Source organism: Rothia terrae (genome assembly GCF_012396615.1).
GTDB classification, from domain to species: domain Bacteria; phylum Actinomycetota; class Actinomycetes; order Actinomycetales; family Micrococcaceae; genus Rothia; species Rothia terrae.
Window position 1 is genome coordinate 26,992 of the sequence record NZ_JAAXPV010000018.1, and the last position, 16,388, is coordinate 43,379.

The 16,388-nt window shown below is 52.1% G+C and carries 13 protein-coding genes; 11 read left to right on the forward strand and 2 right to left on the reverse strand.

What is annotated here, in order from left to right; genetic code table 11:
- Window positions 1–15: 15 nt before the first annotated feature.
- Window positions 16–978: a quinone oxidoreductase family protein gene (locus tag HF984_RS09590; RefSeq protein ID WP_247596582.1), complete on the reverse strand. Its 963-nt coding sequence runs from the start codon at window positions 976–978 to the stop codon at window positions 16–18.
- Window positions 979–1,122: 144 nt separating this feature from the next.
- Between HF984_RS09590 and argC the strand changes: the two genes are divergently transcribed.
- The 5 genes from argC to HF984_RS09615 all read left to right on the forward strand — a co-directional run bounded on the left by argC (window position 1,123) and on the right by HF984_RS09615 (window position 6,255).
- Window positions 1,123–2,169 (forward strand): N-acetyl-gamma-glutamyl-phosphate reductase, encoded by a 1,047-nt coding sequence (gene argC, locus HF984_RS09595; protein ID WP_168615455.1) that lies wholly within the window; start codon window positions 1,123–1,125, stop codon window positions 2,167–2,169.
- On the forward strand, window positions 2,169–3,362 hold the full coding sequence (argJ, locus tag HF984_RS09600) for a bifunctional glutamate N-acetyltransferase/amino-acid acetyltransferase ArgJ (RefSeq protein WP_168615456.1): 1,194 nt from the start codon (window positions 2,169–2,171) through the stop codon (window positions 3,360–3,362). Before argC ends, argJ begins: the two co-directional genes overlap by 1 nt.
- A gap of 7 nt (window positions 3,363–3,369) precedes the next feature.
- On the forward strand, window positions 3,370–4,392 hold the full coding sequence (argB, locus tag HF984_RS09605; protein ID WP_168615457.1) for an acetylglutamate kinase: 1,023 nt from the start codon (window positions 3,370–3,372) through the stop codon (window positions 4,390–4,392).
- Entirely contained in the window at window positions 4,389–5,615 is a 1,227-nt protein-coding gene (locus tag HF984_RS09610) for an acetylornithine transaminase (protein ID WP_168615458.1), read from the forward strand. The genes argB and HF984_RS09610 overlap by 4 nt, the downstream gene beginning before the upstream one ends.
- Before the next feature lie 160 nt (window positions 5,616–5,775).
- Complete coding sequence (locus tag HF984_RS09615) at window positions 5,776–6,255, forward strand: arginine repressor (protein ID WP_168615459.1); 480 nt, start codon at window positions 5,776–5,778, stop codon at window positions 6,253–6,255.
- A gap of 64 nt (window positions 6,256–6,319) precedes the next feature.
- On the opposite strand, the gene HF984_RS09620 is transcribed toward HF984_RS09615, so the two are convergent.
- Entirely contained in the window at window positions 6,320–6,712 is a 393-nt protein-coding gene (locus tag HF984_RS09620; RefSeq protein WP_168615460.1) for an ankyrin repeat domain-containing protein, read from the reverse strand.
- Between the two features lie 195 nt (window positions 6,713–6,907).
- On the opposite strand from HF984_RS09620, the gene HF984_RS09625 reads away from it, so the two are divergent.
- The 6 genes from HF984_RS09625 to tyrS all read left to right on the forward strand — a co-directional run bounded on the left by HF984_RS09625 (window position 6,908) and on the right by tyrS (window position 16,059).
- Window positions 6,908–8,464 carry an AMP-binding protein gene (locus HF984_RS09625; protein WP_168615461.1) on the forward strand — a complete coding sequence of 519 codons (1,557 nt, stop codon included), beginning with the start codon at window positions 6,908–6,910 and terminating at the stop codon, window positions 8,462–8,464.
- Window positions 8,465–8,636: 172 nt separating this feature from the next.
- Window positions 8,637–9,848 carry an argininosuccinate synthase gene (locus HF984_RS09630; RefSeq protein WP_168615462.1) on the forward strand — a complete coding sequence of 404 codons (1,212 nt, stop codon included), beginning with the start codon at window positions 8,637–8,639 and terminating at the stop codon, window positions 9,846–9,848.
- Window positions 9,849–9,942: 94 nt separating this feature from the next.
- A complete protein-coding gene (gene argH / locus HF984_RS09635) occupies window positions 9,943–11,388 on the forward strand; it encodes an argininosuccinate lyase (RefSeq protein WP_168615463.1) in 1,446 nt (481 codons plus the stop codon).
- Window positions 11,389–11,577: 189 nt separating this feature from the next.
- Window positions 11,578–12,129, forward strand: a complete 552-nt coding sequence (locus HF984_RS09640; protein WP_247596583.1) for an adenine phosphoribosyltransferase — start codon at window positions 11,578–11,580, stop codon at window positions 12,127–12,129.
- 296 nt (window positions 12,130–12,425) lie between these two features.
- Window positions 12,426–14,624 carry a HelD family protein gene (locus HF984_RS09645; RefSeq protein WP_247596588.1) on the forward strand — a complete coding sequence of 733 codons (2,199 nt, stop codon included), beginning with the start codon at window positions 12,426–12,428 and terminating at the stop codon, window positions 14,622–14,624.
- A gap of 124 nt (window positions 14,625–14,748) precedes the next feature.
- The gene (gene tyrS, locus HF984_RS09650) at window positions 14,749–16,059 is read left to right on the forward strand and encodes a tyrosine--tRNA ligase (protein WP_168615465.1); all 1,311 of its coding nucleotides are present in this window, start codon (window positions 14,749–14,751) and stop codon (window positions 16,057–16,059) included.
- The last annotated feature ends 329 nt before the right edge of the window (window positions 16,060–16,388 follow it).

Here is a 16,388-nt window from a genome sequence, read left to right on the forward strand (position 1 = left end):
GAGATAGCTACGGAGCTAGGGGACCAGCACTACCTTGCCGCGGGTCTTACGTGCTTCAAGGTATTCGTGGGCGGACGCAGCGTCCTTCAAGGGGAAGACCTGATCGACGGTGACAGTCAGGGTGCCTGCGGTAATTGCATCGAAAAGATCTCCCATACGCCACGAAATTTCTTCGCGGGTAAGAGTGTAATCGGCTAAGGTCGGACGCGTGAGAAACAGCGAACCCAGCTGATTCAATTTTTGCGGGTCAAGCGGGGGAACCTGCCCCGATGCGCCGCCAAAGAGCACCATCATGCCGCGCTTTTTGAGACAGCGCAGAGAATCGTCGAACGTATCTTTGCCAACGGAATCGTAGACTACATCAACGCCCTGTTCATCGGTGATTTCCAGGACGCGATCGGCAAAATTTTCGTAGCGAACGACGTGGTCAGCGCCGTGAGAATACGCTATCTTTTCTTTTGCATCGGTAGAAACGGTGGCAATGACGGTTGCCCCTTTTGCCTTGAGTAGCTGAAGGGCGATTCCGCCTACACCGCCGGCCCCTGCATGAAATACCACGGTATGTTCAGCTTTGACGTTGAAAGTTGAGTTAATCAAGTAGTGCGCTGTCATGCCCTGTAGCGGTACAGCGGCGGCGTCTTCATCGCTGACTGAATCTGGAATAGCCACACATTTTTGTGCATCTACCAGAAAGTATTCGGCATAAGTATGCGTAGCGGACGCGGTTGCTACACGTTGACCCACCTGAATATTGTGAACGGCTTCACCCAGCTCTACTACCGTGCCAGCGGCTTCTGAACCCGGAATAAAAGGGAGCTGTACAGGGTATACGCCGCTTCGTTGATAGGTTTCAATAAAGTTGACACCGACGGCTGCTGTCTTGACCAGTACCTGATTCTTACCGGGAGTTGGGGTCTGAATCTGGGTGCTCTGGAGGACTGAGGGAGCCCCTATCTCTGATATTGATGTTGCTTTCATGCTCTTGTTCATACCCCCAGAATACTCCGAGAACGCATCTACACACAGCATAAAAAATTCATATAGTGAAATTTTGGGGCGTATTTACAAGTAATCTATGAATAAATATAGCAATGTATGAATAAATGTGCGTAAACTGCCGGTATGAGCATTTCAGTAGCAGTAGCAGGAGCCACCGGGTATGCGGGCGGAGAAGTCCTTCGTTTGCTTGCTACGCACCCGGAGGTTGAGGTTGAGACAGTCACCGCACACTCAAGTGCTGGCCAGCGACTTGGAGACCTGGCACCGCATGTGCGACGTTTTGCTGATATGACAGTGCAAGACACAACTGTTGAAACGTTGACCGGTCACGACGTCGTCTTCCTCGCCCTGCCCCACGGCGCATCCGCAAATCTTGTAGCCGGTATGCCTGAAGGGACGCTGGTGATCGACGCCGGTGCAGACCACCGACTCAACAGTGCTGAAGACTGGAAGAAGTTCTACGGAACAGAGCATGCCGGAACCTGGCCCTACGGCCTTCCTGAATTTCTCTTTCCATGTGGCTCTAAGCAACGCGAAAATTTAAAAAACACCCAGCGCATTGCGGTGCCCGGTTGCTACCCCACGGCGTCCTTATTGGCACTGACACCGGGGTTTCAGGCTGGAGTGTTAGAGCCTCAAGACGTTGTTATCGTAGCGGCATCGGGAACATCGGGCGCAGGAAAGACAGCGAAAACTCACCTGCTGGGATCGGAAACTAGCGGTGGTATGAGTCCGTACGGTGTGGGTGGTATGCACCGGCATACACCCGAGATTGAACAGGGCTATTCGTTGGCGGCTGGCCAGCCTGTCCAGGTTTCTTTCACCCCGACCTTAGCTCCGATGCCACGCGGGATTCTCGCAACCGCTACCGCAAAGGTCGTCAGCGGGGTCACTGAACAACAGCTCCGCGACGTGTGGGAAGCCGCCTACGGCAACGAACAGTTTGTGCACCTGCTTCCTGAAGGGCAATGGCCGCAGACAAAGATGGTTCAGGGCTCTAACCACGCCATTATGCAACTGGCTTTTGACCCCCACGCGCACCGAACAATCGTCACTTGCGTCATTGACAACCTCGTCAAAGGCACCGCCGGTGGGGCTATCCAATCAATGAATATCGCGCTCGGACTCCCCGAGAACCTAGGACTTTTGCAGAAAGGTTTGAGTCCCTAATGAATCATATTGACACTGTAGAACAGTTAGGTGTTACCGCCCCTGAAGGGTTTACCGCTGCTGGCGTCAGCGCCGGTATTAGCGCAACAAAAGGCAAGAAAGACGTTGCACTCGTCGTCAACGAAGGGCCGAGTTTTGAGGCAGCTGCTGTTTTCACGACTAACCGTTTTGCTGCAGCTCCGGTGATATGGTCGCAGCAAGTGATTTCTGATGGAAGGGTGGACACAGTACTGCTGAACTCCGGAGGGGCGAATGCGTGCACGGGGGCACAAGGATTTCAAGATACCCATGCAAGTGCCGAGCAGGTAGCGAACAGCCTGGGTATATTTGCCGGCGATGTGCTGGTGTGTTCGACCGGGCTGATTGGCGAGCGTCTACCGATGGAGAGGCTGGCAGAGGGCATCGAGGACGCTGCTGCCGCGCTTTCGCCATCGCCCGCGTCCGCAACTGCCGCAGCTCAAGCGATCATGACGACCGATACTGTTTCAAAAGAAGCTGGTATCAAGCTTGCGAACGGTGTGACGATTGGCGGTATGGCTAAAGGTGCAGGCATGCTAGCGCCTGGCCTTGCGACAATGTTGGTGGTGCTCACTACGGATGCGCCGTTGCCTGCTGAACAGTTAGATCATGCGCTTCGCGAGGCAGTGCGGGTGAGCTTCAACAGGGCTGATTCTGATGGCTGTATGTCAACCAATGACACCGTGGTATTGATGAGCTCGGGAGCTCAGGATGTTCAGGTGTCATTGGATGAATTTACGTGGGCTTTATCTGAGGTGTGTAAGAATTTAGCGCTTCAACTTATTGGTGATGCCGAAGGCGCAAGCCACGATATTCACGTCATCACGGTGAACGCGGTGACTGAGCAAGACGCTGAGGAAGTATCGCGTGCTGTTGCCCGCTCTAATCTTTTCAAAGCTGCCATCTTTGGCAATGATCCTAACTGGGGCAGGATTTTATCCGAAGTTGGCACAACCTCTGCAGCTTTTGAGCCTGAGAAAGTAAACGTAACTATCAACGGTGTGCAGGTGTGTACCGGCGGTGGGATTGGTGAGCCTCGCGAAAAGGTTCAGATGAAGAACTCCCGCAAGGTCACTGTTGAGATTGATTTGAACATGGGGGAGTCTGGCGCGACGATTTGGACGAATGACCTCACCCACGATTATGTTCACGAGAATTCCGCGTATTCGAGCTAGGGAACTTATGACTGAACAGAGGAGAACTGCACCGCGATTTTTAGAGGCACAAAGCAAAGCTCAAATCCTCATGGAGGCGCTGCCGTGGATCCAGAGGTTTGCGGGCAAAGTGATGGTGTTTAAGTACGGTGGCAACGCCATGGTCTCTGATGAGTTGCGCGCCGCGTTTGCTGAGGACATGGTCTTTTTGCGGTCTGTCGGTATCAAACCGGTAGTAGTGCATGGCGGGGGTCCGCAAATCTCAGCCATGCTTGAAAAGATGAATATCCCCTCTGAATTCAGGGGAGGGTTGCGTTACACGACGCCCGATGCAATGGACGTAGTGCGTATGGTGCTTACCGGGCAGGTTGCCCGTGAGTTGGTGAGTCTTATTAATGCGCACGGTCCTTACGCGGTGGCAATGAGTGGAGAAGACGGCGGCTTATTGCGTGCCCGGCGTATCAAAGCTCAAGTTGACGGTGTTGCTACCGATGTGGGGCTGGTTGGTGAAGTCGTTGGTGTGAATACCACCGCTATCGCATCCATGATTGACGCAGGAAAAATCCCCGTTATCTCATCGGTAGCTCCCGAGCTGCACGATCCGATGAAATACCCTGATCATCGTCACGGAACCGCAGGCCTGACCGGTGAAATTTTGAATGTGAATGCGGATACTGCTGCCAGCGCAGTCGCTGCAGCTCTCGGAGCTGAAAAACTTGTGATGCTGACGGACGTTGAGGGTCTGTACGCCAACTGGCCCGATGCATCCTCGCTGATTTCTTCGCTGACGGTCAGTGAGCTCAAAGCGATGCTTCCAACTTTAGTGTCGGGCATGATTCCTAAGATGCAGGCCTGTCTGATGGCAGTGGAACAGGGAGTACCCCGAGCGACCATTGTCGATGGACGATTACCGCACTCATCACTTCTTGAAATTTTTACAGACACCGGCATTGGTACTCAGGTAACTGCTGATGATGATGCTGGCTGGCAGGTGCCGCCACCTGATTTCAGCATTGCGTCTTCCACTTTAGAGCAAGGAGGTCTCTCATGACTCAGCAACAGATATTGGACGAGTACAAACACGATCTTCTGGGCGTGTTTGGCGACCCGTCGCTCGTGCTTGTCGAAGGCTCCGGAAACATCGTCACGGATGCCAACGGTAAGCAATATCTTGATTTATTAGCAGGTATTGCTGTCAACTCTTTGGGGCACGCTCATCCCCGATGGGTACAAGCCGTGCAGCAGCAGGCCGCCAAACTTGCACATATTTCTAACTTCTTTACTTCGCCCACGCAGGTAAGGCTTGCATCCACTTTGATCGAAAAATTATCACCGGTGCAGGCCGCTCGTGTATTCTTCTGTAACTCGGGTGCCGAAGCCAACGAAGCCGCTTATAAGCTGGCTCGTCGTCATGGTAATTTATCAAGCCCCCAACGAACTACTATCTTGGCTCTCGAACACGGTTTTCACGGCAGAACTACAGGTGCACTTGCTCTGACCCATAAACCGGCTTACCGAGAACCCTTTGAGCCGCTGCCTACCGGCATCAAGCACATTCCCGCCACCCTGGAGGCGCTTGAAGCGCACTGCGATGAAACAGTTGCAGCTCTCATCGTGGAGCCCATTCAAGGCGAGGCCGGCGTGCTACCGCTACCTCCTGGCTACTTAGCCCGCGCTCGTGAACTGACGCGAGCAAATGGTGCACTGCTCATTGTCGATGAAGTTCAAACAGGAATGGGCAGAACAGGTCTCTGGTTTGAATGTACTCGCGAGCTTTCTGCAGAAAACCTCCCCGATGTCATTACTCTGGCTAAAGGGCTAGGGGCAGGTTTTCCCGTTGGCGCCATGATAGTGGTGGGGCAGAACCCTGCTGCGCTCTTGCAACCGGGAATGCACGGAACAACCTTTGGCGGCAATTCGCTGGCGACAGCGACAGCTCTTGCAACTGTCGAAACCATCGATGAAGAACACCTACTGTCAAACGCAGAAAAGGTCGGTGCATATATTCGTGAGCGTGTAGGCTCTCTGCCCGAAGTGGACGAAACAACAGGTAGAGGGCTACTCATAGGCATCCGATTAACCCATGAAAAAACGCGTTCAGGCCTGCCACTAGCACCAACAGTCGTAGAACGCGCGCGTCATCACGGGTTTATTATCAACGCGACAGGACCAAGCGTGGTAAGGCTAGCGCCAGCCCTCAACATCAGCATCGTCGAGGTGGAAAATTTTTGCCGCCAGTTCCCAGCAATAGTAAGCGAGGCTGATAATTGTTGAGAAAACTGGGAACAATCAAAAATTTTGAATAAATATTAAAAAATTATGCACTATACTAAAAGGGCGCAAACGGGCAATATCCGTACACCGAAAGCTATGAAGAACCTAGAGGTAGAAACTCAAGATTCTCACCAACCACCAACCCTCAAAGAGAAAAATCATGGCTATTCCAGCAACAAAAACAGCTCGACAAGCTCGCATCATTGAAATTCTGCAGAGCAACCGAGTGCGGTCGCAGGCTGAACTTGCACAGCTACTCACTGACGATGGCGTCAAAGTAACTCAGGCAACCCTCTCACGCGACCTCGTCGAAATCGGCGCAGAGCGCGTACGCGACCTTAAAGCCGGCCTCATCTACGCGGTCCCCAACCACCCGGTACGTCGCACAGCATCCGATGCACCGGACTCTCGCATGGTTGGCCTGTTCAAAGAACTCCTTGTCACCGCAGAAGCCTCAGGAAATCTTGTCATTCTTCGCACTCCGCCTGGAGCGGCGCAGTTCCTCGCATCCTCAATTGACCACTCAGGAATTGACGAAATTCTAGGCACCATCGCGGGCGATGACACCGTCATGGTGATTACTCGCGACAAAGAAGGCGGAGAAGCGCTCGCTGACCGTTTCTTAACCTGGGCAGAATAAGGACTGACACCAAAGACCACCTATCATCTGACGGTAGGTGGCCTTTAGTGCATCTGATCTGTGCTTAGTGTTTCTCTAGTAACTCCTGCATATGCGCGTATTCAAAATACCGAGCAACATCCAGCGGAGTCTGGTTTCCCAATGAAGGGTTCGCTCCACTATCGAGAAGCAACTGGGCAAGCTGTAGATTATTGCGAAAAACTGCGCACACTAACGCCGTTTGCCCGCGGTCATTCATGCGGTCTAAATCAGCGCCCTCGTTAATCAGCATGTTCACGACCTCAATGTTTTCGTGGTAGGAAGCGAGAATGAGCAGAGTATCGCCGTTCGCGTTGGTGAGATCTACCGGCACACCCTGAGTGATCAGAGAATGTAGACCGGTGACCTTGCCATCGCGAGCTAAATCGAAGACAGAATTGAGAAATTCAATTTCTTCTTGCGTGAGTTCGCCTGACATGGAAATCCTTATAATGGGGAGATTTTTAGTGTGTATTAACTGTACGCATCGTCTGGTTCGCAAGGCGGGTGTTTCGTAGAGGTCCTTTAGTGGACACACAAGAAAAACGCTAACAGATGCAAGTACGCATCCCTCGTGAACTCAGACACTGATAACTTAGTACCTTGTATTAGTAATTGACCGAGGTAGGATAACGTGAGCCTTACCGTAGAATCAGCGACTTCAACGCACAACCTTGCATCTTTCGTGGCCAATCATCATTCCAATAACCGTCCCGCTATGTATTGGGCGGATCAATCGATGACCTACCGTGAGCTGTATGCTTCGGTAGCTGCTGCGCGCCGCGTCCTTCAAAACCACGGTGCTGAGCCGGGCAAGCGTGTTGCGCTGTCGCTGCCTAACGTGCCTTTCATGCCGGTTTACTACTACGCGATTATTTCTTTGGGTGCGATTTGTGTTCCTCTCAACCCTTTGCTGAGCGCTCATGAGCTGAAATACCAGTTAGAGCATTCCGAGGCGGAGATCTTAGTGACGTGGGATGGAACCCGTGTTGCTGAGAGCGCGCGGGCTCTTCCTGAGTCCTCAGGAGTTGCCGTAGAGCAATTAGATGCTACCTATCAGCTACCTGTCCTTGATGATTACTCGTGGGGGCCTGAGCCTGTAACCGGTGCTGATCCTGCCGTGATTCTTTATACTTCCGGCACGACAAACCATCCTAAGGGTGCAACGTTGACTCATCGGAATATGATGTCCAATGCCTCTGAAACTGCGAGCGTCTTTGGGTATACCGGTGAAGATGTGATTTTCGGTGGCTTGCCGCTTTTCCACGCATTTGGTCAGACTGTAGCTATGAACGCTGTTTTCTTTGCGGGCGCTTCCGTGGCCTTGCTTCCTCGTTTTACGCCTAAGGGCGCACTTAACCTGATGAAAGAAACCGGCGTTACCAATGTCTCTGCGGTGCCCAGTATGTTTGCCGCTATTGCGGTTGCTTTAGAAAAGATGGGGGAGGACGCAGCACAATATCGCGGTACTTTGCGTTCAACAATTTCTGGTGGTGCCGCTTTGCCGGAGTACATTCATGAACAGTTTAAGAACTCGTTGGGCGTGCCTATCTATGAGGGTTACGGTCTGAGCGAGACCTCGCCCGTTGTATCTTTCAACCGTCCCGAAACTGGCACGCTGATTGGCTCAGTTGGCCCTGTTATTCCCGGTGTTGAGGTTGAGGTGCGCGATGAAAATCGTCAGCCTGTGGCGCAGGGCGAAACCGGTGAGCTGTGGGTTCGCGGTGAGAACGTGATGGCTGGTTACTGGAATAACGCGGAAGCTAATGCGGCAGTCTTTGACGGTGCTTGGTTTGCAACGGGCGATATTGTGAGGCTCGATGAAAAGGGCAATATCTTTATTGTTGATCGTAAGAAAGATATGGTGTTGCGCAATGGATACAGCATTTATCCGCGCGATATCGAAGACATCATCTACACCCATCCGCGAGTGCACCTGTGTGCGGTTGTGGGCTACCCGCATCCTAAGGTTGATGAAGAGGTGCAGGTATTCATTACCCCAACCGAAGATGTGACTGAAGAAGATGAGGCCACTGTGCTGAGCGAAGTTGAAGAGCTGTGTCGTGAAAAGCTTTCGTCGTATAAGTACCCCCGTGGCTATGAGATTATTCGTCAGTTACCGCTGGGGCCGACCGGTAAGATTTTGAAGACTGAATTGCGAAAGATGATGGTGGAACGCACACAGCGCTAGGCGCTCAATAAGAGGTCGTTCAAGGCGGGCAAGCTGAATAGCTTGCCCGTTTTTGATGTTAAAAAGCAAATTTTTATGGAAAATTTCTAAGTATTACCTAGGTTGGGTTGCATGAATATAAATACTTGTGAATAATTATGTGTAGTTGAATAAAACTTTGAAAGGAACTGCAATGAAAGAGCGCATCGTACTTGCATACTCGGGTGGTCTCGACACCTCAGTAGCAATCGGTTGGATTGCTGAGGCTACCGGAGCTGAAGTAGTCGCAATGGCGGTAGACGTAGGGCAGGGTGGAGAAGACCTTGAAACCATTCGCCAGCGCGCTCTAGACTGCGGCGCGGTAGAAGCTTATGTGGCGGATGCGCGTGATGAGTTCGCTAATGAATACTGCATGCCTGCCTTGCAAGCTAACGCACTATACATGGAGGCTTACCCGCTGGTCTCAGCTGTCTCGCGTCCCGTTATTTCAAAGCACTTGGTCAAGGCAGCTCGTGAATTTGGTGCTACGACCGTTGCACACGGATGCACCGGTAAGGGCAACGATCAAGTTCGTTTTGAGGTTGGTATCCAGACCCTCGGCCCAGATCTAAAGTGCATCGCGCCTGTGCGTGACCTTGCCCTAACTCGTGATAAGGCAATTGACTACGCAGAGAAGAATAATCTGCCCATTGCTACTACTAAGAAGAATCCTTTCTCTATCGATCAGAACGTATGGGGTCGCGCGGTTGAAACGGGTTTCTTGGAAGATATTTGGAACGGTCCCAGCAAAGATGTCTACGACTACACTGACGATCCCACGTTCTCTCCCGCTCCCGACACCGTAGTTATCACCTTCAAAGGAGGTGTTCCCGTTGCTCTTGACGGTCAGCCTGTCACTCCTTTGCAGGCTATCCAAGAGATGAATCGCCGCGCAGGCGCTCAGGGGATTGGACGCATCGATGTTGTTGAGGACCGCTTGGTGGGCATCAAATCTCGTGAGGTTTACGAGGCTCCCGGCGCGATGGCTCTCATCGCGGCACATAAAGAGCTCGAAAACGTAACGATTGAACGTGAACAGGCTCGCTTTAAGAGGACTGTTGGTCAGCGCTGGACAGAGCTTGTCTACGACGGCCAGTGGTTCTCACCCCTGAAGAAGTCATTGGATGCTTTCATCGCTGATACCCAGCAAATGGTTAACGGCGAGATTCGTATGGATCTGCACGGTGGACGTGCGGTTGTTACCGGCCGTCGTTCTGATACTTCGCTTTATGACTTTAACTTGGCTACCTACGATGAAGGCGACAGCTTCGACCAGTCACAGGCACGTGGGTTTATCGAGTTGTTCGGTATGTCTTCAAAGGTTGCTTCACGTCGCGATCAGAACCTGGGAATTAACCCGCTGTAAGACGCAATAGCTGGTAGGGCTTGGACACCTGGATCTGAGCCCTACCAACTTGAATTTTCACCGTTCTATACCAGGTCAACAATGAGGTTTAGTGATGTCTTCTCACGAAAAACACGGCACTAATGACGGCGCGCTATGGGGCGGTCGTTTTGCTGGCGGTCCGTCGGACGCTTTGGCTGCTCTTTCAAAGTCAACCCAATTCGATTGGCGTTTGGCGCCCTACGATATTGCCGGTTCCCGAGCCCACGCTCGAGTGCTGAAGAAAGCTGGGCTGCTGACAGACGAAGAATTAGGCGGAATGCTCGATGCTCTTGATCAGCTCGAAGCCGATGTGCGTTCTGGCGACTATGCCCCGGCGGAGTCAGATGAAGATGTACACGGTTCTCTTGAAAGAGGGCTGATTGAACGTGCCGGTACAGAACTCGGTGGCAAGTTGCGAGCAGGACGTTCGCGCAACGACCAGATTGCGACGCTGGGACGCATGTACCTGCGCGATCACGCATCCATTATTGCCAGTGGGATAATCGCCGTCATTGACGGGTTGATCGCCCAAGCCGAAAAGCACCCCTACGCACCCATGCCCGGGCGAACCCACCTGCAACATGCGCAACCGGTGTTGCTCTCGCATCATCTTTTAGCACATGGTTGGGCACTTAGCCGCGACCTAGACCGTTTATTGGATTGGGACAAACGCGCGGCGGTATCGCCCTATGGATCTGGTGCGCTCGCAGGGTCTTCACTGGGGCTTGATCCTGAGGCTGTCGCCGAGGATTTGGGCTTCAACTCGGCAACGTGGAACTCAATCGACGGTACCGCATCTCGCGATGTTTACGCTGAGTTCGCGTGGATTGCCGCCATGATTTCTGTAGACCTGTCTCGTGTGAGCGAAGAAGTGATTTTGTGGGCGACGAAAGAGTTCTCGTTCGTCAAGTTGCACGATAGCTTCTCGACTGGATCATCGATCATGCCTCAGAAGAAGAACCCCGATATCGCTGAGCTTGCTCGCGGTAAGGCAGGACGCTTGATTGGTGATCTGACGGGGCTGTTGGCGACGTTGAAAGCACTTCCGCTGGCTTACAACCGCGATTTGCAGGAAGACAAAGAGCCTGTTTTTGACGCTATTGATCAGCTTGAAGTGCTCTTGCCTGCTGTGTCTGGAATGGTTGATACTCTCGAGTTCAACACGGAGCGTTTAGCGGAGCTTGCGCCCCAGGGGTTCGCTTTAGCCACGGACGTTGCGGAGTGGCTGGTGCGTCAGGGAGTACCTTTCCGTGTCGCGCACGAAGTTGCGGGGGACGCGGTGCGGGTGTGCGAAGAAAAGGGAATTGAGCTCTGGGATCTCACTGACGAGGATTTCGCTCAGATTTCCTCAGATCTTACGCCTGGCGTCCGCGAAGTGCTGACGGTTGAGGGTTCTTTGAACTCGCGAAGCGCCCAGGGCGGTACTGCACCGTCAGCTGTTGAGCAACAGCTGGTTCAGCTCAAGAAGGAGCTGTCTGCCCAGCGAGATTTTGCACAGCGTCCGCAAGTTATTAGCTAGCAGCCCTTTACGTTAGTACGTACTTCAGCCGAGCTAGTAAAACATCAATATGAAGTGAGTAGCGTAAGAATCTATGACCCCGTACGGGGACGTTACTTGAACGCTGGAGATGTTTTACTAGCTCGGTGTGTTGTTGATGCGTGACGTATACTTGCATCTGGTTTACTGTCGATTTTTCTAAGGTTTTTGATGTCTCAGCCCAATTTCGCTGAAATGCCAATTGACGAACTTGTGCCTGCTGCTTGTGCGCAGATTCCTGATTTTCCGCACGAGGGTATTTTGTTCTATGACGTCACCACTTTGTTTGCTAATTCCGTTGCTTTTAAGCGCAGTATCGACGAGTTAGCGGACCGTTTTGAGGGTACGTACGACATTGTGGCAGGTGTTGAAGCTCGCGGGTTTTTGATGGCAGCCGCCCTCGCATATAAGACGGGCAAGGGAGTCATGACAGTTCGTAAGGCGGGTAAGCTTCCGCGTGAAACTTTCCAAGCTGAATACACCTTGGAGTACGGTACCGCTGCGATTGAGATTCATAAAGAAGATATCCCGGCAGGTCAGCGAGTTCTTATTCTCGATGATATTTTGGCCACGGGAGGAACCGTTGAGGCCGCAATCTCATTGATGGAACAGGCCAAACTTGAAGTTGCAGGCGTCGGTTTTTTGATGGAGCTTGATGGTTTGGGCGGCCGTTCTAAGATGGGCGATCACCGTGTGGAGAGCTTGAGTCTCACTACAGAGTAAGTAGATAAAGAAAAATGGCTGAGGACGCGATATTTTCGCTTCTTGGCTATTTTTATACCTGCCGGTTCTCGAACCTAAGGGAGCGGGTTTTAGTTGGGACGTAAAGCGAGTAAGATTAATCTCCGCTTTCTGTGCATCGTACTTTCAACGTGAAATCGATGATAGCGCAGAGTTTTTATTTTTCAGGTGGAAGGGTACTTGTGACCGAATCTAAGCAGCGTCAAAATGAGCAGGGCACTCAGACGTCTAACGACGCGTTAGCTCAGCAGATTGCTATTGAGCGTGAGTACGTTTCGATGTTGTATACACGCCTTGATCAGTTGCGTGCTGAGAACGAATCGAAATTGAAGGGCGTGCGGCGTAATCAGTCGGTGGGCGGCCATCAAAATCGCTCTGAACGTGATGCTTATGCGCAGCATTATGAGGATCGCCTGGCTCAGTTGAATGCTGTGGACCACCGTCTGGTGTTTGGCAAGCTCGATATGGATGATGAGAGCTCGCGCTATATCGGTCGTATCGGCTTGGCCACTGAGGATCATGAGCGCTTGATGATTGATTGGCGTGCACCTGAGGCAGGCACTTTTTATCAGGCTACTGCGTTTGATCGTCGGGGGGTTCGCCGCCGGCGTCATTTGATGCTGGAACGACGTGACGTTGTGGGTATCGAAGACGATGTACTGGATGCTTCTGTTCTTGAAGACGATGATGCTTTGCATGGTGAGGGCGCGCTTCTTGCGGCGCTGAACCGTAAGCGTACCGGACGCATGGGCGATATCGTTGCAACGATTCAGGCTGAGCAGGACAAGATTATTCGTGCTGATTTACCGGGCGTTCGCGTGGTTCAGGGGGGCCCCGGCACAGGTAAGACGGCTGTGGCACTTCACCGCGCTGCGTATCTTCTCTATTCCTACCGTGAACGTTTGAATAACGCCGGCGTTTTGGTCGTTGGTCCGAGCGCATCTTTCATGTGGTATATCGAGCGTGTTTTGCCCTCGTTGGGTGAGACCGGCGTGGTGATGTCTTCGTTGGCAACTCTGTATCCTGGTTTGCGCGCGGTACCGGAAACTAACCCGGAGATTGCGCGTATCAAAGGCGATTTAAAAATGGCTGATGTTATCAAGCAGGCTGTTGCTGATCGTCAGAAGATTCCCGCCAAGAACCAGCGTCTGTATGTTGACTCTACCGATATTGAGTTGACTCCTAAGATGGTCAAACATGCTCGTGCAACTGCCCGTTCAACGGGCAAGACTCATAATGAGGCTCGCGAGACATTCGTGAAGGTTCTTCTCAAAGACCTCACCAAGCAGCTCAATGAAAAGCTGGATGCTTCAGCGGGGCGCGCGGTTGATCGTCCTTACCTTCAGGACGACGTCCGCGAGTCTTTGGACGTCCGCCGTGCACTGAATTTGTTGTGGATGCCGCTATCGCCGGAGACCCTTGTGCGTTCTTTGTTTGCGAAGCGTCATTACTTGGAATCCGCTACTGCGGGAGTACTTTCTGAAACAGAGCGCGATCTTCTGCACCGGTCATCCGATGCGCCGTTTACTGAGTCTGATGTTCCTTTGCTTGATGAGGCAGCTGAGCTACTGGGCGATTTTTCAAAGGTCACCGGTGCCGCTGCTGCTGCGCGTGCGGTAGCTGAGCATAAGGCAAATATTGAAAACGCGAATAAGGCGTTGGAGAACATGCACTATGCGCTTGAAGATATTGGTGCAGATGGCATTATTACTGCCGAGCAGATTACTAATCTCAATGAGGAAAGCATCAGTCGTATGACTGCGGCGTCTGCGGCGAATGCCGATCGCACCTGGGCGTACGGTCACGTGGTGGTCGACGAGGCTCAGGAGCTTTCGCCGATGCAGTGGCGTTTGCTGATGCGCCGTTGCCCCATGAAGTCTTTCACTATCGTAGGTGACATTGCGCAGGCGTCCTCTGCAGCGGCTTCTAAGTCGTGGGCGCAAGCATTGGAACCTTTTGTGGGGGAGCGCTTCCACCTTGATGAGCTGACGGTTAATTACCGTACTCCTGCCCAGATTTCGGATGCGGCGGTTGCAGTGGCTCGTGCCGCCGGTCTTGAAATCTCTGCTCCTCGTGCGGTTCGAGAGGGCGAATCTGGTCCTTTGATTGCTGAAGTTTCACCGGAACGGCTGGTGGCTCAAACTGTGGAGACTGTCTCTCATGAGGTTGAGGCTTCGGGTGGAGGTCTGATTGGTGTCATTGTCGATCCCCGTCAGTACGCAGAGGTTGCTCAGGCGGTTGGACGCGCGCATCGAGGTAAAACAGGGACGAGCGAGAGCGCATTGGAGCATCAGATTCTTGTGCTCACACCGTGGGAAGCAAAGGGTCTTGAATTTGATGTTGTCATCATCGTTGAACCGGCTCACCTAGTCGAAGCAGCCAACGGTTCAGTGGGTGACTTGTATGTTTCGATGACTCGTCCTACTCAGCGTTTGCATCTTGTTGCGTCAAAGCCGCTGCCGGCAGGAATCAACTAACGGTTCATTGCCCTGTCTTTTCACTGGCTGAGGCACTATCCGCCGGTGGATTAGGACGGGCAGAACTGGTAATTTTTTAGTCATATCGGTTGTATACCGCCCTTAGTTTGAATTGGAGTAAGTCTTGACTGCTCAGCATTTGGCAGAACAGCATAACGATGATTCTTTTGAGAACATCTGGCAGGAACTCAAATGGCGTGGACTCGTTCACGTCTCTACCGATGAAGAAGCGTTGGAGAAGGCGCTTGCTGAGGAGTCTTTGACTTTCTATACCGGTTACGATCCCACGGCTGCCTCGTTGCATTTGGGTCATTTGGTTCAGCTGTTGTTGATGCGTCGTCTCCAGTTGGCGGGGCATAACCCGCTGGGCCTTGTGGGCGGTGCGACTGGTTTGATTGGTGATCCCCGTCAGACGTCAGAGCGCGTGTTGAACTCACCCGAGATTGTCCAGGGCTGGGTTGATAAGTTGCGTGAGCAGATTGAGCGTTTTCTTGACTTTGAGGGCGAGCACGCTGCACGTATGGTCAATAACTTGGAATGGACTTCTGAGCTTTCTGCTATTGATTTCTTGCGCGAGATTGGTAAGAACTTCCGCGTGGGCACCATGGTCAAAAAAGAGATCGTGGCTAAGCGTTTGAATTCTGATGAGGGTATTTCGTACACCGAGTTCTCCTACCAGATTTTGCAGGGTAATGACTTCCGCGAGCTTAACCGTCGTTACGGTTGTTCGTTGCAGACCGGTGGTTCAGATCAGTGGGGTAACCTTACTTCGGGTACCGAGCTAATTCGTAAAACTGAAGGCAAGAGCGTTCATGCTATTGGTACACCGCTGATTACTAACGCGGATGGTACTAAGTTTGGCAAGAGCGAGGGCAATGCTATTTGGTTGAACCCCGAGATGTGTTCACCGTACGCTTTCTACCAGTTCTGGTTGAATACTGCTGATGCTGATGTCGCTGATCGTTTGAAGGTGTTCACCTTTCAGTCTCGTGATGAGATTGCTCAGTTGCAGAAGTTGACTGATGAAGCTCCCTTTAAGCGTGAGGCTCAGAAGACTTTGGCGTTTGAGGTCACCAAGCTGGTTCACGGTGAGGATGCTACTCGTAAGGTGATTGCGGCATCTGAAGCGTTGTTCGGTAAGGGCGATTTTGAGGCACTTGATGAAGCAACTCTGAAGGCTGCTACTGCTGAACTTCCTCATGCAGTCTTGTCTGCCGATGAGCTGGATATGATTACTGTTTTGACTGAGACCGGTTTGTCAGAGTCGAAGTCAGCAGCGCGTCGTACGTTGAAAGAGGGCGGTGCCGCTATTAACAACGTGAAGGTTCAGGGTGAGGATGCGACTATCTCGGGTGAACAGTTGTTGCTCGGTAAGTACGCAGTTGTACGTCGAGGCAAAAAGAACATGGCAGTCGTAGAAGTTGCCACTAGCTAATTGACGGTGGAAATAAGCGGGGTCTTTCAGAGTGAAAGACCCCGCTTTGTGTTTATCTGTGATGTAGATTTATGCTCTGGTTTACAAAAATGGGCTATTTACTAGGTAAAACAGGGCTTTTGAAAATTTTTAGAAAAACTTTTCACCTTGTTTTTTGTGGGTTGACGTGGGAAAATGTTGCAAAAGGAGTATTTTTGTGACATAGGGTACGGTCTCTCGAGTTGCACACCGGGGAGCATGTGCGTATAGTTGTATGAGTCGTCGCGGCGAGGGAGTGGGTAAAGCTCCTAGTCAGACGGTGGTTTTGAGAAGTTTATAGGGTTGTTGTT

Coding starts and splice junctions, on each gene's coding strand:
- HF984_RS09590 (WP_247596582.1), bottom strand. CDS start 978: ATGAAAGCAACATCAATATCAGAGATAGGGGCTCCCTCAGTCCTCCAG.
- argC (WP_168615455.1), top strand. CDS start 1,123: ATGAGCATTTCAGTAGCAGTAGCAGGAGCCACCGGGTATGCGGGCGGA.
- argJ (WP_168615456.1), top strand. CDS start 2,169: ATGAATCATATTGACACTGTAGAACAGTTAGGTGTTACCGCCCCTGAA.
- argB (WP_168615457.1), top strand. CDS start 3,370: ATGACTGAACAGAGGAGAACTGCACCGCGATTTTTAGAGGCACAAAGC.
- HF984_RS09610 (WP_168615458.1), top strand. CDS start 4,389: ATGACTCAGCAACAGATATTGGACGAGTACAAACACGATCTTCTGGGC.
- HF984_RS09615 (WP_168615459.1), top strand. CDS start 5,776: ATGGCTATTCCAGCAACAAAAACAGCTCGACAAGCTCGCATCATTGAA.
- HF984_RS09620 (WP_168615460.1), bottom strand. CDS start 6,712: ATGTCAGGCGAACTCACGCAAGAAGAAATTGAATTTCTCAATTCTGTC.
- HF984_RS09630 (WP_168615462.1), top strand. CDS start 8,637: ATGAAAGAGCGCATCGTACTTGCATACTCGGGTGGTCTCGACACCTCA.
- argH (WP_168615463.1), top strand. CDS start 9,943: ATGTCTTCTCACGAAAAACACGGCACTAATGACGGCGCGCTATGGGGC.
- HF984_RS09640 (WP_247596583.1), top strand. CDS start 11,578: ATGTCTCAGCCCAATTTCGCTGAAATGCCAATTGACGAACTTGTGCCT.
- HF984_RS09645 (WP_247596588.1), top strand. CDS start 12,426: ATGTTGTATACACGCCTTGATCAGTTGCGTGCTGAGAACGAATCGAAA.